The sequence below is a fragment of the Pandoraea pulmonicola genome, from assembly GCF_000815105.2.
Taxonomy (GTDB): domain Bacteria; phylum Pseudomonadota; class Gammaproteobacteria; order Burkholderiales; family Burkholderiaceae; genus Pandoraea; species Pandoraea pulmonicola.
Genome location: NZ_CP010310.2, coordinates 1042222 through 1061063 on the forward strand (window position 1 = coordinate 1042222; position 18842 = coordinate 1061063).

Here is an 18842-nt window from a genome sequence, read left to right on the forward strand (position 1 = left end):
GTCGCGACGTGAGACACGACGACAGAAATCGAACGATGCACAACGAGGAGCGGCCCCGGGGCAGTCCCGGCTGACTCCGGGAGGGCTCAAGCGGCCAGCGCGAGCTCCCGCATGACGACTTCGGTCGTCGAGTTTTCGGTCTGGGCCGACTGGCAGCAGCCACCGCACGAGCGGCCGCAGCACGGCGTGGCACCCGAGACCATTTCCTGAACGTAAGGGCCGCACTTGCCGCAGCACAGGGCCACGCCGAGGTCGATCTGGAGATCTTCCATCGTGGTGGCGCCGGCGTCGAGACAGGCCTTGATCTGGCGCTCGGAGACGGATTTGCAGACGCAGACGATCATGGTGAAAACGTCAAAATGTAACACTAATGAGAATAATTATTATTTAAGTTCGGGCGTTTTGCAAGCGCCATCGACCTATTCCATGGTCCGCTCAGGGATATACCTGTGCCGTCCTGCGCGACAACCCGACCGGGATTTCAGCGAGATTCAGCGGGATCAAGCGGGAATGATGGGAAGGTTTGACGGCAGATCGAGCGTTGGCGGGCTTTCCGACGCGATCTCCACCGTTTGCACGCGGGGCGTGTCGGGGAGCAGGCGATCCGCCATCGTCTGCAGTGCCTCGGCGTTGGCCGTCGTGAACAGGCGCAAGTCGCCGCGTGCGGGAGCGTTGCCGGGCGTGGCGGGGGCTTCCAGGTCGTCCGCCTGCAGCCGGCGTTGGAGTTGGCGGGCGATGGCCGCGCCGGTGTCGACGAGCGTGAGGGCCGCGCCGAAACGCTGCTCGATGGCGGGGATCAGGAAGGGATAGTGCGTGCAGCCGAGCACGAGGGTGTCGGCGCCTTGCGCCACCATTGGCGTCACATAGCGATCGAGCAACGCCATCACTTCGGGCGAATCGACGTCGCCTGCTTCGATTCGATCGACCAGTCCGATGCCGGGCTGGCAGAGAAAGCGCTGACCTTGCGCCGTATGGCGCGCCAGCAGATCGGCGAAACGGGTGCTGCGCAGGGTCGCCGCGGTCGCGAGGACGCCGATCACGCCGCTGCGCGATGCCGCCGCCGCGGGCTTGATGCCGGGCTCGACGCCGACGACTGGCCAGGGGGCGTCGGCGCGCAATGCCGCCACGCCGTGGGCGGTGGCCGTGTTGCAAGCGACGACAAGTGCCTTGGCGCCATGCTCGCGCAACCATCGGCCGATGGCGACGCTGCGCTGCTCGAGAAACGTATCGGAGCGCTCGCCGTAGGGGGCGAAGTGTGAATCGGCCACGTAGAGCAGCGACTCGTGGGGGAGCAGGGCGCGTACGGCCTGCAGGACCGACAGGCCGCCGAGGCCGGAATCGAAGACGCCAATCGGCGCGTTGGAGGGCATGGTAAATAAAAAAGGGCCGGCAAATGCCGGCCCCGAAATTCTAGCGCAAACCGTGTTGGCCGATTCGTCGAGACGAGGGCCGGGGGGATGCACCTGTTATGTGTCTTGTGGGGTGTGACGGGCTTATTCTTCGAACGACGCCATGCCCGACTGCTGGTAGTTCTGGAGACCGACCTTGCCGACCAGTTCGATTTGCGTCTCGAGCCAGTCGATGTGTTCTTCGGTGTCGTGCAGGATCTCGTTGAAGATCTCGCGCGAGACAAAGTCCTTCACGCTTTCGCAGTGCGCCACGCCTTCCTTGCAGGTCTTCTGCGACAGGTATTCGAGCTTCAGGTCGCATTGCAGGATCTCCTCGGTGTTCTCGCCGATGAGCAGCTTGTGCAGATCCTGCAGGTTCGGCAGGCCATCGAGCATGAAGATGCGTTCGATCAGCTTGTCGGCATGCTTCATCTCACCGATGGACTCGTCGTACTCGTGCTTGCCGAGCTTGTTGAGGCCCCAGTGGTTGTACATGCGGGCGTGCAGAAAGTACTGGTTGATCGCCGTGAGCTCGTTGGTGAGCTGCGCGTTGAGGAGTTCGAGGACTTTCTTGTCGCCTTTCATTTCGGATCCCTGTGTATGCAGTTTGCAAGCCGTTGCAATGTAGCCGGAAAATCCCCGAAAGCCAAGCCCCGCAAGGCTTTTCGTGAACCGAGGTGCGAATGGTAACGCGACCTATTCGCGATCACTTGTCGTGTTGCGTGGACGAAAAAAAGCCCGGCCGATGCCGGGCTTCGCACTGCGGGCGGGGCGTTGCGGCACGAGCGCACCGCATCGATGTTCCGTTGATGCCCCGCCGATATCGCAGGTATTACTCGGCGGCGACCGGAATCTTGCCGATCTTGGCCTGCCATTCCTTCGGGCCGGTCTGGTGCACCGACACGCCCGTCGAATCGACCGCCACCGTGACCGGCATGTCCTTGACGTCGAACTCGTAGATTGCTTCCATGCCGAGGTCTTCGAACGCCAGTACGCGCGCGGCGCGAATCGCCTTCGAGACGAGATAGGCGGCGCCGCCCACGGCCATCAGATACGCAGCCTTGTGCTTCTTGATCGCTTCGATAGCAGCCGGGCCACGTTCGGACTTGCCGATCATGACAGTGAGGCCCGTCTTCGAGAGCATCATGTCGGTGAACTTGTCCATGCGCGTGGACGTGGTCGGACCTGCCGGGCCGACGACTTCGTCGCGCACCGGATCGACCGGGCCGACGTAATAGATCGCGCGACCCTTGAAGTCGACCGGCAGCGGCTCGCCCTTGGCGATCATGTCGGCGATGCGCTTGTGTGCGGCGTCGCGACCGGTGAGCATCTTGCCCGAGAGCAGCAGCGTCTGACCCGGCTTCCAGCTCGCGACTTCTTCCGGCGTGAGGGCGTCGAGGTCGACGCGCTTGCTCGTCTCCGTGTTCGGCGCCCAGTGCACGTTCGGCCAGGCGTCGAGCGACGGTGCGGCCAGGAACGACGGTCCCGAGCCATCGAGCGTGAAGTGGGCGTGGCGCGTGGCGGCGCAGTTCGGGATCATCGCGACCGGCTTGGACGCGGCATGCGTCGGGTAGTCGAGAATCTTCACGTCGAGCACGGTGGCGAGGCCGCCTAGGCCCTGCGCGCCGATGCCGAGCGCGTTGACCTTCTCGAACAGTTCGATACGCAGCTCTTCGTTCCAGTTCTGCGGGCCGCGCTTGATCACGTCATGGATGTCGATCGGGTCCATGAGCGATTCCTTGGCGAGCACCATGGCCTTTTCCGCGGTGCCGCCGATGCCGATGCCGAGCATGCCCGGCGGGCACCAGCCGGCGCCCATCGTGGGCACGGTCTTCACGACCCAGTCGACGATCGAATCGGACGGGTTGAGCATCACGAACTTCGACTTGTTCTCCGAGCCGCCGCCCTTGGCCGCGACCGTGATGTCGACCTTGTCGCCTTCCACGATTTCGTAGTGGATGACGGCGGGCGTGTTGTCCTTCGTGTTCTTGCGGCCGGCTTCGGGCGGCGCCACGATCGAGGCGCGCAGCACGTTGTCCGGGTGCATGTAGGCCTGGCGCACGCCTTCGTTGATCATGTCGGTGAGGCTGCGCTTGGCGTCCCAGCGCACGTTCATGCCGACCTTCACGAACACGGTCACGATGCCGGTGTCCTGGCACAGCGGGCGGCGGCCTTCGGCGCACATGCGGCTGTTGGTCAGGATCTGCGCGATCGCGTCGCGGGCGGCGGGGCTTTGCTCGGCCTCGTAGGCGCGGCCCAGTGCCTGGATGTAATCGTCCGGATGGTAGTAGCTGATGTACTGCAGGGCACCGGCGACGCTCTGAATGACGTCGTCTTCTTTAATGACGGTAGACATGAAACGGCTCTCGACTTAGTGGGGACTGGTATTTGTAATGACGTGCGGGCTTGCGTACGTCGGCGCATGGCTGTCGTTGGTCATCTTGTTGACCACGGCCATCACGACGGCGGAAAGCAGGAAGGCGCAGTGAATGATCACTTGCCACATGATCGTGTGCGGCGTTTGCTGGGCCGCGTCGATGAACGTCTTGAGCAGATGGATCGACGAAATGCTGATGAGCGCCATCGACAGTTTCACCTTGAGCACGCCGGCGTTCACATGATCGAGCCACTCGGGCTCGTCCGGGTGGCCTTCCACGCCCAGGCGCGAGACGAACGTCTCGTAGCCGCCGATGATCACCATGATCAGCAGGTTCGAGATCATCACCACGTCGATGAGACCGAGCACGACGAGCATGATCTGCGTTTCGTCGAACGTTGTGGCGTGAGTGATCAGGTGAAAGAGTTCGACGAGGAACTTGTAGACGTAGACGCCCTGGGCGGCGATCAGGCCCAGATACAGCGGCAGTTGCAGCCAGCGGCTGAAGAAGATGACGCGGGGCAGGGGGCGCATCGGCGCGGCGGACGGGCGGCCGGGAGTCGACATGGCTATCTTGGTGGGGGCAAAAGCCTGCGCCCGAAGCCGCAGGCTGGAGTTATCAACGCACTAACACTACGCAAACATCACGCAAACCAGACATGGTGCAGGGTGTCGCCCTGCACGTCGCGGATTCGGGGCGCGAAATCCGGCATGGCCGGCATTTTACAACGTCTTGCCGTCGGGGCTGCGTTCCACCATTCAGTCCCGGCTCCGCAACAGGGTCTTGCGCGTTGCGGCGGGCGGCAGTGCGGCCAGGATGATGCCGGCGACCGTCAGGGCGAGGGCGGCGCCTTGGGCGATGGTCAGACGCTCGCCCAGGAAGATCACCCCATAGGCGGTCGCCGCGACCGGCACCATGGCCGTGAAGACGCCCGCGAGCTGCGCGCTCACGTGACGGATGCCGCGCATCCACAGGAAGAACGAGAAGACGCTCGCGGCCAGTCCGTACCAGACGATGAGCGCCCAGTGCCCGGGCGTGAGCGCCGCGTAATCCACGCTCATCAGTCCGATGAGTCCGAACGGCAGCATCATCGCGCCGCCGAGCAGGTGCGTGTAGGCGCAGATGTCGATGGCGGGGAGTTCGGCGGCCAGGCGCTTCGAGACGATCACGTAGATCCCTTCGCAGAGCACGGCGCCCAGCACGAGGGCGTTACCGAGCCAGGCGTTGCCGGCGTCTGCCGCGCCGGCGGCACCGTGGCTGTCGCCGCGCGAGACGTTGAGCAGCGCGACGCCGGCGATGGCCAGCGCGATGCTCACCAGGGTGCGCCGCGACGGATGTTCGCGCAGCACGGCCCAGGAGAGCAGCGCGACGCAGGCGGGCAGCGTGGCGGTGATCACGCCGGCGGCGGTGGCCGTCGTCATGCGCACGCCAGAGAGCATGAGCAGCGTGAAGAGGAACGTGCCGAAGAACGTCTGCACGAACAGGTGCAGCCACTGCGTGCGTGTGACGCGTCGCATCGCCGCGGGCCGGTAGCGTGGCGCGAGTGCGATCACGGCGACGATGAAACGCCACAGGGCGAAGGCGGCCACGGGCATGACGGCGACCATCGTCTTGCCGATGCCGACGTTGGCGCCGACGATCGTCATGGCGAGCGCGAGGGCGAAACTGGGGAAGCGGGCGAACAGGCGATCCGAGCGCGATGGCGCGGGGGCGGCGGTCGCGTCTGCCGGGGTCGATTGCGGCGAAGATGTCGAATTCACGGGCGCTCCGGGCGATTCCGGGGTGGCGGGACAGAGGGGATGCGGGTAGGATTGTAGCGAATAGGCCACACTTGGGGGGGCATTGCGGCGACGGGCTTCGCGTGAGTCCCGCACGTGAGACGCGCAAGGTGCGTGCACTAGTGTAAGGCGTTAGTAAGTCGCTCGTCTTAATGTCACGTCAGCGATTTGTTTTGGCTTGATTGCAATCGTTTTAGTTTTTGCAAATCCATAAGAGGGGACAACTCATGGCAGCAATCGAATCGGTATTGCAGGAGCAGCGCGTCTTCGCGCCGCCGCAGGCGCTGGTCGCCAAGGCGAGAATCTCCGGCATGCCCGCCTATGAGGCGCTGTGCGCCGAGGCCGACAAGGATTACGAGGGATTCTGGGCGCGTCAAGCGCGTGAGAATCTGGCCTGGCACAAGCCGTTCACCAAAGTTCTCGACGAGACCCGCGCCCCGTTCTACACGTGGTTCGAAGACGGTCTGATCAACGCTTCCTACAATTGCCTGGATCGTCAGATCGAAGCGGGCCTAGGCGAGAAGCACGCCATTCTTTTCGAAGCCGACGACGGCACCGTCACGCCCGTCACCTATCGCGATTTGCTCGGGCGCGTGAACCGTTTCGCCAATGCGCTCAAGGCCAAAGGGGTGAAGAAGGGCGATCGCGTGGTGATCTACATGCCGATGTCGATCGAGGGCGTGGTCGCCATGCAGGCTTGCGCGCGCGTCGGCGCGACGCACTCGGTCGTGTTCGGCGGCTTTTCGGCCAAGTCGCTCAACGAGCGCGTGATCGATGCGGGCGCCGTGGCCATCATCACGGCCGACGAGCAGATGCGCGGCGGCAAGGCGCTGCCGCTCAAGGCCATCGTCGACGAAGCGATCGCGATGGGCGGTTGCGAGCACGTGAAGACGGTGATCGTCTACCGTCGCACGGGCGGCAACGTGACCATGCAGGCCGGTCGCGACGAAGTGCTCCAGGAGCTCGTTGCGAGCCAGTCGGATCAGTGCGAGCCGGAGTGGGTGAGCGCCGAGCATCCGCTCTTCATCCTCTACACGTCGGGCTCGACGGGCAAGCCCAAGGGTGTGCAGCACAGCACCGGCGGTTACCTGCTGTGGGCGTCGCTCACCATGCAGTGGACGTTCGACATCAAGCCGGACGACGTTTTCTGGTGCACGGCCGACATCGGCTGGATCACGGGCCACACCTACATCGCGTATGGCCCGCTGGCCGTCGGGGCGACGCAGATCGTGTTCGAAGGCGTGCCGACGTATCCGAACGCGGGGCGTTTCTGGGAAATGATCGGCCGTCACAGGGTGTCGGTGTTCTATACGGCACCGACGGCGATCCGTTCGCTGATCAAGGCTGCCGAGCAATCGCCGGAGGTGCATCCGAAGAAGTACGATCTGTCGTCGCTGCGCATTCTCGGGTCGGTTGGCGAGCCGATCAATCCGGAAGCCTGGATGTGGTACTACGAGAACGTGGGCGGCGGGCGTTGTCCGATCGTCGACACCTGGTGGCAGACGGAGACGGGCGGCCACGTCATCACGCCGTTGCCGGGCGCGACGCCGCTCGTGCCGGGTTCGTGCACGCTGGGTCTGCCGGGCATCGATGTGGCCATCGTCGACGAGACGGGGCAGGACGTGCCGAATGGTCAGGGTGGCATGCTGGTGATCAAGCGCCCGTGGCCGTCGATGATCCGCACCATCTGGGGCGATCCGGAACGCTACAAGTCGAGTTACTTCCCGGCGGAGCTGGGTGGCAGGATCTACCTGGCCGGTGACGGTTCGATCCGCGATGCGAAGACCGGCTACTTCACCATCATGGGCCGTATCGACGACGTGCTGAACGTGTCGGGGCACCGCATGGGGACGATGGAGATCGAGTCGGCGCTGGTGGCGAACCCGATCGTGGCGGAAGCCGCGGTAGTCGGGCGTCCGGACGATACGACAGGCGAGGCCATCGTGGCGTTCGTGGTGCTCAAGCGGGCGCGCCCGACGGGTGACGAGGCCAAGCAACTGGCGCTCGAACTGCGCAACTGGGTGGGCAAGGAGATCGGTCCGATCGCCAAGCCGAAGGACATCCGCTTCGGGGACAATCTGCCGAAGACCCGTTCGGGCAAGATCATGCGGCGCTTGCTGCGTGTGATCGCCAAGGGCGAGGAAATCACGCAGGACACGTCCACGCTCGAGAACCCGGCCATTCTGGATCAGCTCAAGCAGGCGCAATAGACACGATAGGCGCACGGCCCGGCTCCCGGCTGCCATGGAGAAACGTTCGCAGACCGGTGGGCGCGGCGCGGCGGGCACGACGTCGGCCGCGGCGGTGGCCGGCGAGTCCCCGGCCGACGTCGACTGGCACGGCGCGGCGGCGGAAATCGCCGTGCGCCATTGGCGTCGCACCTTGTGGCTCGTCGCGGTGCTGATGGTGATCGGCTTCGTGGTGACGTTCGTGCCGCAGTTCTGGGCGCGCGAATGGGCCGGGGTGCGTTTCGCCGGATGGCCGTTGCCGTTCTACATGGGCGCGCAGGGTTCGATCCTGACGGACATCGGCCTGATCGTCGTCTACGCGCTGGTGCAGCGGATCAACGATGCGCGTTACCGGCGCGAGTTGCATGCGTTGCGCGATGCGCGCCGCAACAGTCTTGGCCTCGACGACGAGGCTGCCGGCGACACGGCGCCCGCGACCTTTCGCAGCGCTTCCTCTCGCGCCGTTTCGGCGCCCAACTTCCGATGAGTTTCACCCGCAGGCTGCTGCGTTACTACCTCTATTACACGGCCGGCTTTCTTGCGTTCGTGTTGATGATCGGTTTGCTCGAGCGGGTCAATGGTCCGGGCGTGTGGATCGGCTATGCGTTCCTGTTCGTGACGATTGCCGTCTATGCGGTGATCGGCCTGATTTCGCGGACCTCGGATGCGACGGAGTACTACGTCGCAGGCCGACGCGTGCCGCCGATGTTCAACGGAATGGCGTGTGCTGCCGACTGGATGAGCGCGGCGTCGTTCATGGGGTTGGCGGGTTCGTTGTACGTCTCGGGCTACGACGGCCTGGCGTACGTCATGGGGTGGACCGGCGGGTACTGCCTGGTGGCGTTTCTGCTGGCGCCGTATTTGCGCAAGATGGGGCGGTACACGGTGCCGGACTTTCTGGGCACGCGGTATGACAGCAATGTGGTGCGGGCGCTGGGCGTCTTCTCGACGATCCTGTGTTCGTTCGTCTATCTCGTCGCGCAGATTCAGGGGGTGGGGCTGATTGCGTCGCGCTTCATCGGCGTGGAGTTCACCATCGGGATCTTCTTCGGGCTGGCGGGCATTCTGGTGTGCTCGTTCCTTGGGGGGATGCGCGCGGTCACTTGGACGCAGGTGGCGCAGTACATCATCATGATCACGGCGTTTCTGCTGCCCACGGCGATGATCGGTCACCAGACGGGCAACGGCTGGTTTCCGCAGTTCACCTACGGGCAGGCGCTCGCCAAGGTGGAGGCGTTGGAGCGCGAGATTCAGCAGTCGGTGCCCGAGCGCGAGGTGCGCGACTACTACCGGGAGCAGGCCGAGCAGATGCAGCGGCGGCTCGACGGGCTGCCGGACAGCTTCTACAGCGAGCGGGCGGAGCTGGAGCGGCAGTTGCTCGACACGAAGCGTCGCAACGGGCCGTTGCGCGACGTGAAGGTGCTGGAGATGAAGCTCGAGGCGTTTCCGCGCGATGTGGGCGAGGCGCAGACGCAGTGGCTCGAGATGCGCAATCAGTATGCGGAGCGCAGCGAGCCGCCGCATGCGATGACCGATCCGTTCCCGGCGCACGACGACACGACGCGCGGCGCGCAGCGCCTGAACTTCCTGTTGTTGATGGTGTGCTTGATGATCGGCACGGCGAGTTTGCCGCACATCCTGACGCGATACGGCACGACGGAGACGGTGCAGGGCGCACGCAGTTCGGTGGGATGGACGTTGTTCTTCGTGGCGTTGTTGTATGTGAGCGCACCGGCGTTGGCGGTGATGCTCAAGTACGACGTGCTGCTGCATCTCGTGGGGGCGCGCTACGACAATTTGCCGGGGTGGGTGACGCAGTGGCGGCATGCGACGCCGGTGCAGCTCGACATTGCGGACGTCTATCGTGACGGGGTTGTGCAGTGGGGCGAGATCTGGATGCAGCCGGACATGCTGGTGCTGGCGGGGCCGGAGATCGCGGGCTTGCCGTATGTGATTTCGGGGTTGGTGGCGGCGGGGGCGTTGGCGGCGGTGTTGTCGACGGCGGACGGGTTGTTGCTGACGATTGCGAACGCGTTGTCGCACGACGTGTACTTCCACATGATCGACCGGAGCGCGTCGAGCCAGAAGCGGGTGACGACGTCGAAGATTCTGTTGTTGTGCGTGGCGATGTTCGCGTCGTATGTGACGTCGCTGAAGTTGGGGAACATCTTGTTCCTGGTGGGGGCGGCGTTTTCGTTGGCGGCGTCGTGTCTGTTTCCGGCGTTGGTGCTGGGGGTGTTCTGGAAGGGGACGACCCGTTTGGGCGCGACGGCGGGGATGGTGAGCGGGTTGCTGGTGTGTGTGTACTACATCATGACGACGTATCCGTTCTTCACACGGCTGACGGGCTTCGCGGGGACTCGGTGGTGGGGCGTGGACCCGATCGCTGCGGGGGCGTTCGGGGTGCCGGTGGGATTTGCGGTGGCGATCCTTTTCAGCTTGCTGGGCGGCCCCGGGAGCGAGCGCGACAGGCATCTGGTGGACCATCTACGCCGCCCGTGAGGGCGGGGCGCGGAAGAAATTTTGAGGGGCGCGGCACGAAGGGGTATGAGATGTCGCCGACGATCTGCTATAATTCGCGACCTTCAGGAGAGATGGATGAGTGGTTTAAGTCGCACGCCTGGAAAGCGTGTATAGGTTAACGCCTATCGGGGGTTCGAATCCCCCTCTCTCCGCCAGAGATAAACAAAGGGCTTCCCGAGTGGAAGCCCTTTTCGCGTTTACCTTTAGGCCGGATGTTTATATTCGGAGGCTGGTCGAACGGCTTAACCGAGCGCTCAGACGGCCCGCACTTCAAGGCGCTTACCGAGGGCTTCGAACGCGCTCTCAACGGCATCCAGCTTCGATGCATAGCCGAGCTTCAAAAGCCGATCGACCTGAACCTGGTTGACGTGCATACGTCTTGCGAGCTCGGCTTTGCGGACGTTTTGCGCCAACATTTCGTTGGCCAAAAGCACTTTCATCGAGGCCAGAATCGGAAGCGTGATACACCGCTGCCCTTTCTTTGGCCGCGACGGGCGCGGGATCTCGCGCTTTTCCGCAAAATAAATTTCCAGAGCCGCTTCCAGCGCATCCAGCGCCTGCACTAGTGCATCTTCTTTGTTCTCACCAACGGTGATTGCCTCGGGGACATCCGGGAACGTGACCAACAGCGTTCCGTTTGTGTCCGGTCGCATCTCAATCGGATAGCTCAACATATCGATACTCCTATGGCGCCTTCCAAACCAGCGAAACGCCGCAATACAGATGGAACGTGGATGGTTGCGACATGTCGTCGCATGCCATTAAATTACTTAAGATCGAGCTGCTTCTTTATCGCCTCAACGAGACCAGTACCGATCTCTTTGGCACCGTGGTCCGGGAAAATTGTCGCTTTACCATTCAAGGTCACGCGGAAGTGGCTTGAACCGGAGCGATGCCTTTCAAACGTTGCGCCTTGCTGCTTCAACCACTTTCGAAATTCGCTGTACTTCATGTTCCTTCCATTTGCCGAATAATACAACATATCTGTTGTATTGTCGAGTTGAATATGCATCACTTTTGTTGCAAAAGGCAATGGGCTAGTCTGGTGATCTTCATCAAAATTTGTTCACACAGCCGTACTCAGCGGAGCGGTTTCGGGCGTCACGCGCTCTTGGCATTCATCGACCTCCAGTCTGGTTCAACGGAAGCGCTACGGGCCGCTGTAGCGCTTTGCGCACCAAACGCATGCCGCTGGCAGAGTCAGGTGAACTGCTGAGGGGAAGATTTTGCGTCGAGAAAGTCTGCCTTCAACTTGTGGCATTCACAGACGAGTTCGACTGTCATTTCGCCAAGCTCTTCGAAGATCGCGAGCAGGAAGCGATGAGGTATTTCGTTGCCGGTGTCCGTGGTCGTACACGTCGTGAGAGCAAGGATGCGTTCGGAGAGCGTGTTGAGTCTGTCGACGGAAGCGTGGACTAAGGAAGCGGCGGGAAGATGAAGCGTCATGTGGGGCACCTCTAACTAGCCAATCTGAGATTCCCGCCACCCGCTGCGTTGCGCAGGGGTGGGCGGGCACTGGACTAGGTTGACGAACCGCTGATGATTCGGATTAGGCGGCACACCCGAAGGTGTCCCAATCCAGGCCCGCCCGTTGAAACACAGGCGCAGCACGACGCACACGAAAGCCGCAAACATCGCGGCTGTGTGCCCGAAAACATCGTTCAGGTCGTCAAACCCGGTCGCGTTTGGGGCGCGACGGGTACAAGACTAACGACCCAGTTTCGAGGGCACCACGCGTTCGGAGTCGCATTCTAGGTTATTCGCTGAGAATCAGAACATTCCGATGCCCCAATAGGGACTCTTCTTGGTCGACGGGGAGGCTGTGAGACTTTGTGAGGTTGAGTGTAGGGTTTTGTTGGGCTTTGTAACTATTTGTTTTAAAAGGATTTTTTTGGATTTTCTGTACGTTTGAATGTAGGGTGCCATGGAGGGATGTTGGGAACCCGCCTCTTCTCGTTTGGAATGGGGCGCGTGACTTGGGATAGCAAGATGTGAGGATGGTATGGCACGAAAAATGACATCATTTGATGCCATGATAGTGCCATTAGACTGTAGATGAGGCGAAACATGCGAACGACATTGGCCCTTGATGATGAGCTTTTGGCGAAGGCTCAAGCCTTCACCGGTTTGCAGGAAAAATCAGCGCTGATCCGCGAGGCACTCAAGGCGTTGATCGAGCGCGAAAGCGCCCGCCGCTTGGCTCGTTTGGGAGGGACCGAGGCTGACCTTGGTGACATTCCTCGACGCCAAACGGAGCCTGCATGATTCTGGTCGACACGTCAGTTTGGATTGACCATTTACGATCAGGTGATGCTGCACTCGTCCAGTTGCTTGAGACTGCACGAGTGTTGGCGCATCCGTACGTCATCGGTGAGCTTGCGCTCGGTAGCCTGAAGAATCGCGACATCGTAATTTCCACGTTGGGCGATCTACCTCGTGTAACGGTTGCCACTGATGACGAGGTGTTGCGGTTCGTCGGTGAGCAAGCTCTCTTCGGCCTGGGGATTGGCTGCGTTGACGTGCATCTACTTGCCGCAACTCGCCTGACTCCGGGGGCCGCTTTGTGGACTCGAGATAAGCGTCTTGCTGCGACGGCCGAGCGGCTTTCGTTAGCCGCGAAAATCTCGCACTAAGCCGTTCTTGGGTTTGCTATTTGTAAAACTCATGGCCTTTAAAATCAAAGACTTACTTTGAGGCCGCAAGACGTCGAATAGTAAACTGCCCGCTCCGATTGGGCGATGGAGCGGGCTTCGCAGGGTTCATTTCAGCGGCTTCACCTTCCCTGGTTTTCCCAGATACACACGGCGCGTTGTGCGGCTATCCGCATGCGACAACAGCGGAATTTACCGATCGCGCCAAAAAAGCAGAATATTCCGATATACCTTGTCTGCCGGGAGGCTGAATAATTCAGCCTCATTGCGTCTTCTTGCGCTGCGAACCGTCAACGAAAAGCACTCACGCATTTTTATTGATGCCACGGTCCCCGACGGTATCGACGTTCCTTCCCGAAGAAGTCTCGGTGCACAAAATACCTTTAAGCGTTGAAAAAAAGCATCCACGAGCCGCGCGCCTTTCCGCATATGTGGCTTATCGGGAATAGTGTAATCTGATGCTCGCGGGATTCAGATAGCAGCACCGAGCCCTGTTGCGGCGGTACCTTAATTTGTCATGACGCACATTGTCGAGCCTTTGATATAGCAGCGTGGCGCTGCCAGTAAAGCATCGAGGAATGGTGGCGTCTATCGCAGATAAACACCACTTGGAAGAATACCGTGAATACCCAAATGCACCGAACGGGTCCATCCAGTAGGCATATCAACGTCATCATCGCCGACGACCATCTCGTGGTCGCCGAAGGCGTAAAAGCCATTTTGAGTGCGGAGGCAGATATCCGTGTGGTCGCGATGGCCCTGACTATTTCAGACTTGGTCTCGTGCTTGAAAGCGCATCCGTGCGATGTTCTGGTTTGCGACTATTCATTTGAGTCGGATACCGAACCGGACGGACTGAGCTTGTTTAAGCGACTCAAACGCCAATTTCCGGACGTTGCCATTATTGTTCTCACGGCACATCAGGACATCACTTCGTTTGTGCGGCGCATCATGGACGTCGGGGTTACCGGGTTCCTGAGAAAATCGAGCGAGGACATTGCGCGACTGCCCACGATTATCAGAAATGTTCTGGCCGGCGGGAAGTTCATGGACGCTGCCACGTCCGCGGAGATGCTGCAGAACACCGACCAGACGGCAACGTCGCTCGAAGCCCTGTCCGAGCGCGAGCTGGAGGTTTTTCGTCTGTTCGGCAGAGGCATGAGTGTCACCGAGATTGCGGTGCACACCAACAGAAGCGTCAAGACGATAAGTACCCAGAAATTGAGGGCGATGCATAAGCTGGGCGTCCGTTCGGACGCCGATCTGTTCCGCATATACGTTGAGAATTTTGGGTGATTTCCCGGGGCCGATGATGGGCGATACTGATGTTGCGCAAGAGCCGGCAGCCAGGATTTTGCGGTTGAACTATGCTCGCAAGCTGTTTCTGGTGTCGACCTTCGCAGTGCTTCTCTTCATTGTGCTGAGTGGCGGGGCAACTGCGTTTGTTCTCGTTTCCCGTCAGCATGAGGAGCTTGCGCAGCTATTTGCCGCCTATCGAGAGTCACTAAAAGAGGAAGTCGATCACCTCCAGGTCAGTCTTGTGCAGTTGGCGGGCACGGCACGCTTCGCGTTGCGGCACTTCAAGGGAGACAGCCTGCGGGTGCAGGAACTTCAGCGGGAGTTTGCCCAAGGGGAAGTTCGGCTGCCTATTCTTGACGACGGCCCCCCGTCCTACTTTTCCGTGCTGACGACGCTAACCGAACCCGGCGATGTCGACCGGTTAGCGCGCCTCCTGGAACTGGTGCGCTTTGCTTCGACGTTTCCAGTCGCGCGCGAGGATCATTCGCTGGCCGTTTCGCAAGGGTTTATCTATACGCCGGATTTCAAATTCCTCGCCTCCTTGCCGCCCGAAGGCGGTATGCACGAGCGCTTGTTCCCCAGTTCGAACGGGTCTATCGAGGCCGTGATCGGCGCTCGAGTCAAAATCGTGGAGGAAGCGGTACGCGCCAGCGAGCAGGCCGGCAAAGGGGGGGATGTCGCATGGGTAACGGTATCGAGCGACCCTGTCTCCGGCTTACTTACGACTTACTACGCATCATCCATCTATCGGGAGGGGAAGCGCGTCGCGACCGTGGTTTCCTCGATCCCCTGCTCCAAGTTCAATCAGTTCTTCTTGCATGATGAGGGTGATCCCCACTTCTTCGTGGTTGCTTGTCGTTTGCAGCGGCTTCTAGGCTTGGACCTGGAGAAACCCCAGGAGCGGGAGTGGGCCTCCATCATTTCCCGGATGCCGTGGATATATGCCGATGCCAGCGAGCGTCCCAAGCGTGTCTTCCGGGAAGGGAGTTTTTTTCTCTATCAGCGAGTCCCAGGGCCGAATTGGGTCGCCGTGTACGCGTACCGCTGGTCTGATCTTCTTGCCGGGGTGGGGCAGGAATTGTCGTTCCTCCTTGCGTCGATGCTCCTCGGCTGCGCTGTCGTCGGGGCGGGGGCATATTGGATACGGAAATCGATTCTTCTGCCGGCCGATGCACATTTGCAGAGCTTGCTCGAAAGCGAGGCATTCAGCCGGTCGGCAATTCAGGTCGCGCCGGTAAGTCTGGTGGTCATGGACCGCGATAGCGGGAAGGTCCTTGTGCAGAATGCCGAGGCGAAACTTCTTAAGCAGCAAGTGGAAGTCAATGCGGAAGCGACTGACGGCGATCTCTTCAAGAGGGTCGGCGAGCTTGCGCGGCAGCACGCCGTGACCACGCGGGACGAGGGCGTCATCCGACGTTTCGAGATGAGCCCCGATATTGAAGTCGCCTACGCCCAGGCGAAATACCACGGCCGAAACGTATTTGTGCTCGGTATGGTGGATCTTGCGAAGCGCAAGGAGATCGAGCGCAGGCTAAGAGCCTCCCGAGCGCGTGCCGAAGCGGAGAGCCGAGAGAAAGGACTGTTTCTCGCGACGATGAGCCACGAGATTCGAACCCCGCTTCACGGCGCGCTGGGCAATCTGGAACTCCTGGGCAGAATGGGGTTGAACCCCGAACAGTTGGCGCGACTGTCTGTCGCCCAGGACTCTTTCTCGTCGCTATTGTCGTTGATCAACGACGTACTCGATTTTTCCAAATCCGAAGCGGGCGAGCTGACACTGCTCGAGGCGCCCGCGCATCCCGACCGAATTGTGGAGCAGGCGGCACGGACGTTCGCGGCCGAGTCGCAGCTCGCCGGTGTCCGACTCCTGTGCCTGATACAGCCCGAGGCGAGAGGGATCTGGCATTGCGATTCGACAAGATTGTCGCAAGTGGTGATGAACTTGCTTGGCAATGCCGTAAAGTTCACTGAGCGGGGCTCGATTGCAGTCACTTTGTCGTTGCATGGCGAAGGGGGCTTGGTATTCAGCGTCGCGGACTCGGGCAAGGGTATTGCCGAGGAGGACATCGAGAAGATTTTTGCTCCCTTCGCGCAAGGAAGTATCGGCAAACGGGGTACCCGCGCCGGAACCGGGCTCGGACTTGCCCTGTGTAACGCCATCGTCAAGCGGATGGGAGGGGAAATACATGTCGAAAGCGAGCTCGGCTCGGGATCGATCTTTACCGTAAGGTTGCCCTTGCAAAAGGAGCCTATCGAAGTCGTCAACGCCGTCCCGGGGCCGTCGCCCGATTTTCTGATTCGTTGCCAGAACATCCTTTGGATGCAGTACTTGTCAAAACAGCTGAAAAACTGGTATCCGAAGGCACGAATCACCGAACTGGAGCGCCCAAGTGCCATATCGAGCATTGAGGCTGGCGAGGGGACAGTGTTCGTCGATGCTTGCGAACGTGTAGAGCAAATGGCCCGGGTTTCCGTGCCCAACATGCACCACGTCGTGGTCTCGCTGGACGGGCCAATGGTCGCTATTACGCAGAATGGAGCGGTAGCCGTCACGGCGTATAGCGGAGAATTGCTCAAATCGACCATTGACGCGCTGGTATCCGAGCAGGCGAGTGTTGCGTCGGTCAGCCAACATGGCGATTCGCCCGCCGTTTCCGACGCGGTCGCGAAGTTGAGCGTTCTGGTCGTGGAAGACGATCGGATTTGTATTCAATTGATTCAGGACCAGTTGTCCGTTCTGGGAATTCGCTCCGTAGCGCTGGTCGATACCGCGGAGGCTGCGCTCGACCGGTTTTCGGCGCAAGCGTTCGACGTTGTCATTACCGATCTGAATCTTCCGGGCAAGAGTGGATTTGAATTGGCGCGCGCATTGAAGGAGCGCAAGAAGCGAACAAAGGTTGTGCTGTGCACTGCGGACGTGACGATCAGCAAGGAAGCCCGTTCACTGTTTGATGACGTCGTCCTGAAGCCCTCCAGCCTGGACGATATTGCCAATGCGCTGAACCTTCCCGTTCCCTCGGGGGGAGCAGGAGCTACGAGTACTTTCGTGAAGCAGTTTGAGGACAAGAAGCGTCTGGCGGCGCTCTTCGCGAACGACTGGGCGAAAGACAAGGTCGATCTTGAATCGATGATGGCCAACGGAGATATAAAGGCGGTGCATGCGAGATTGCATCGCATCAAAGGCGCGCTGCTTGTGCTGGGCGCATCGCCCGCGGCCCACTTGATCGAAAGGTTCGAAAACGCTGACTGGCGCCCGATCAGCGAGTCGGCGCGTGGGCTCCGGAGTTTGATTGCCGACGTTGACGCGCTGGTCGATCAGTTGCAAATGAATCCGGCGAATCAGGAAAAAATGAACCCGACGAATCAGGAGAAAATGCTGTAAGTGTTGCGTGTCCGCAGTGGAGCCTCCGGGAAATCGGGCGGCTTCACTGCTCGCACATGAGCCAAATCAGAATAGTCCGACATACACGGCGCCCCGGCGGCGAAACGTTCCCAAATCCCCGTTGTTCCCCCGCATCACTCCCCCGCTTGGCAACATCGCGACCAACCGGCGATCCGAGTCAAAAATAAGAAGTGTCCGATATTCGGTGTAACCGCTATTGACCATAATTCGTGTCTGTGGTGAGGCGCAATGCAAACTCAGAAAGAACCTGTTTGCTTTGCACATCTCGTTGCGCGTCCTCGGACATTCGTCATTTTTGACTGCCTCAAGGCTTCATTAGCAGTGGCTGCGTATCGGCCAATGACATTTCCGAGTCTGCCATTTTTTGCAAGCCTGGAAATCATGCTAATCCCTATCTCTAAAGGTTGTGTGGCGAATGCGCTCATTGGCGCATCGTTGTTCGCGCTGTCGGCGGTTTGCTCGACAGCGCAAGCGAACATGCTTATCTCGCCGATGAGCAGTTCCATCGACACGAAGGTTTCGAGCGCATCGCAACTTCGCGTGCACTCCCGCTCCGATGCGACGCAATACGTCAAGGTGGTCGTCAAGCGAGTGATCAATCCCGCCACGGCGCAGGAAACGGAAGAGGATGCACCGCGTTCGGGGGAGGCCGCCGTGACCGTCTCGCCGAGTAAATTCGCCCTGCCTGCCGGGGGCTCTCGCCTTGTGCGCGTCATTGCGCTGGGTACGCCCGCGAAAGAGGAGCTGTACCGGGTCAATTTCGAGCCCGTTGCGCCCGATGCCGACGAGGAGCACGGCCCCACCGAAAAGATTGCAAGCAACGTGGATTTCGCTCTCGTATGGGCGCCGTTGATCCGCGTGCTGCCGGGCGTGCGCTCGCCGTCGATGACGGTATCGGGCAACACACTCAAAAACACCGGAAACGTTCGTCTCGCCGTGCTCGAAGCCGCGGCATGCGAGTCGGACGCGTCCGATGCCAAGTGCGACTGGAAGTCGGTAGAACGCAGCGTCTACCCCGGTCAAACGCTGGAGCTTCCACATTCGGTCAAGAAGCCTGTGTGGCAGCTCAAATATCGCCTCGATGGTTCTGCCGATGTTCACCAAAACACCGTGCACGGCAATACCGTGGAGATGTCAGGAGCCTGAAGGAAATTATTCTCAAAAGGCTCGTTTATTTCGTAAAACTTAGGACTT

17 protein-coding genes and 1 tRNA gene are annotated in these 18842 nt (G+C 60.7%); 9 read left to right on the top strand and 9 right to left on the bottom strand.

Going from position 1 to position 18842, the window contains the following annotated elements; translation table 11 throughout:
* Positions 1 to 86: 86 nt before the first annotated feature.
* The 6 genes from RO07_RS04675 to RO07_RS04700 all read right to left on the bottom strand — a co-directional run bounded on the left by RO07_RS04675 (position 87) and on the right by RO07_RS04700 (position 5412).
* Positions 87 to 344 carry a (2Fe-2S)-binding protein gene (locus RO07_RS04675; RefSeq protein ID WP_039408480.1) on the bottom strand — a complete coding sequence of 86 codons (258 nt, stop codon included), beginning with the start codon at positions 342 to 344 and terminating at the stop codon, positions 87 to 89.
* A gap of 156 nt (positions 345 to 500) precedes the next feature.
* The gene (gene murI, locus RO07_RS04680; protein WP_039408483.1) at positions 501 to 1370 is read right to left on the bottom strand and encodes a glutamate racemase; all 870 of its coding nucleotides are present in this window, start codon (positions 1368 to 1370) and stop codon (positions 501 to 503) included.
* A gap of 123 nt (positions 1371 to 1493) precedes the next feature.
* Positions 1494 to 1973, bottom strand: coding sequence for a bacterioferritin (bfr, locus tag RO07_RS04685; protein ID WP_039408486.1), 480 nt, complete (start codon positions 1971 to 1973; stop codon positions 1494 to 1496).
* A 247-nt stretch (positions 1974 to 2220) separates the two neighbouring features.
* A complete protein-coding gene (locus RO07_RS04690) occupies positions 2221 to 3744 on the bottom strand; it encodes a fumarate hydratase (RefSeq protein ID WP_039408489.1) in 1524 nt (507 codons plus the stop codon).
* A gap of 15 nt (positions 3745 to 3759) precedes the next feature.
* Positions 3760 to 4332 (bottom strand): TIGR00645 family protein, encoded by a 573-nt coding sequence (locus RO07_RS04695; RefSeq protein WP_039408491.1) that lies wholly within the window; start codon positions 4330 to 4332, stop codon positions 3760 to 3762.
* 192 nt (positions 4333 to 4524) lie between these two features.
* On the bottom strand, positions 4525 to 5412 hold the full coding sequence (locus RO07_RS04700; RefSeq protein WP_052267524.1) for a DMT family transporter: 888 nt from the start codon (positions 5410 to 5412) through the stop codon (positions 4525 to 4527).
* 359 nt (positions 5413 to 5771) lie between these two features.
* Between RO07_RS04700 and acs the strand changes: the two genes are divergently transcribed.
* The 4 genes from acs to RO07_RS04720 all read left to right on the top strand — a co-directional run bounded on the left by acs (position 5772) and on the right by RO07_RS04720 (position 10450).
* On the top strand, positions 5772 to 7754 hold the full coding sequence (gene acs, locus RO07_RS04705; RefSeq protein ID WP_039408494.1) for an acetate--CoA ligase: 1983 nt from the start codon (positions 5772 to 5774) through the stop codon (positions 7752 to 7754).
* 34 nt (positions 7755 to 7788) lie between these two features.
* Positions 7789 to 8259 carry a DUF4212 domain-containing protein gene (locus tag RO07_RS04710; protein WP_052267018.1) on the top strand — a complete coding sequence of 157 codons (471 nt, stop codon included), beginning with the start codon at positions 7789 to 7791 and terminating at the stop codon, positions 8257 to 8259.
* Entirely contained in the window at positions 8256 to 10274 is a 2019-nt protein-coding gene (locus tag RO07_RS04715; protein WP_039408496.1) for a sodium:solute symporter family protein, read from the top strand. The genes RO07_RS04710 and RO07_RS04715 overlap by 4 nt, the downstream gene beginning before the upstream one ends.
* An 86-nt stretch (positions 10275 to 10360) precedes the next feature.
* A tRNA-Ser gene (locus RO07_RS04720) sits at positions 10361 to 10450 on the top strand.
* Between the two features lie 99 nt (positions 10451 to 10549).
* Here RO07_RS04720 and RO07_RS04725 read toward each other — a convergent pair.
* The 3 genes from RO07_RS04725 to RO07_RS04735 form a co-directional block, all read right to left on the bottom strand.
* On the bottom strand, positions 10550 to 10969 hold the full coding sequence (locus tag RO07_RS04725; protein ID WP_039408497.1) for a type II toxin-antitoxin system HicB family antitoxin: 420 nt from the start codon (positions 10967 to 10969) through the stop codon (positions 10550 to 10552).
* A gap of 92 nt (positions 10970 to 11061) precedes the next feature.
* A complete protein-coding gene (locus RO07_RS04730; protein ID WP_039408498.1) occupies positions 11062 to 11247 on the bottom strand; it encodes a type II toxin-antitoxin system HicA family toxin in 186 nt (61 codons plus the stop codon).
* 248 nt (positions 11248 to 11495) lie between these two features.
* Positions 11496 to 11741 (bottom strand): hypothetical protein, encoded by a 246-nt coding sequence (locus tag RO07_RS04735; protein ID WP_039408499.1) that lies wholly within the window; start codon positions 11739 to 11741, stop codon positions 11496 to 11498.
* A gap of 621 nt (positions 11742 to 12362) precedes the next feature.
* Between RO07_RS04735 and RO07_RS04740 the strand changes: the two genes are divergently transcribed.
* From RO07_RS04740 to RO07_RS04760, 5 genes are all read left to right on the top strand, one after another.
* Positions 12363 to 12560, top strand: coding sequence for a type II toxin-antitoxin system VapB family antitoxin (locus tag RO07_RS04740; RefSeq protein WP_039408500.1), 198 nt, complete (start codon positions 12363 to 12365; stop codon positions 12558 to 12560).
* Positions 12557 to 12928 carry a type II toxin-antitoxin system VapC family toxin gene (locus tag RO07_RS04745; RefSeq protein WP_039408501.1) on the top strand — a complete coding sequence of 124 codons (372 nt, stop codon included), beginning with the start codon at positions 12557 to 12559 and terminating at the stop codon, positions 12926 to 12928. The genes RO07_RS04740 and RO07_RS04745 overlap by 4 nt, the downstream gene beginning before the upstream one ends.
* Before the next feature lie 639 nt (positions 12929 to 13567).
* Positions 13568 to 14242 carry a response regulator gene (locus RO07_RS04750; RefSeq protein ID WP_147284557.1) on the top strand — a complete coding sequence of 225 codons (675 nt, stop codon included), beginning with the start codon at positions 13568 to 13570 and terminating at the stop codon, positions 14240 to 14242.
* Positions 14226 to 17627: a hybrid sensor histidine kinase/response regulator gene (locus tag RO07_RS04755; RefSeq protein WP_147284556.1), complete on the top strand. Its 3402-nt coding sequence runs from the start codon at positions 14226 to 14228 to the stop codon at positions 17625 to 17627. Before RO07_RS04750 ends, RO07_RS04755 begins: the two co-directional genes overlap by 17 nt.
* A gap of 249 nt (positions 17628 to 17876) precedes the next feature.
* Positions 17877 to 18794, top strand: a complete 918-nt coding sequence (locus tag RO07_RS04760; protein ID WP_084072437.1) for a fimbria/pilus periplasmic chaperone — start codon at positions 17877 to 17879, stop codon at positions 18792 to 18794.
* The last annotated feature ends 48 nt before the right edge of the window (positions 18795 to 18842 follow it).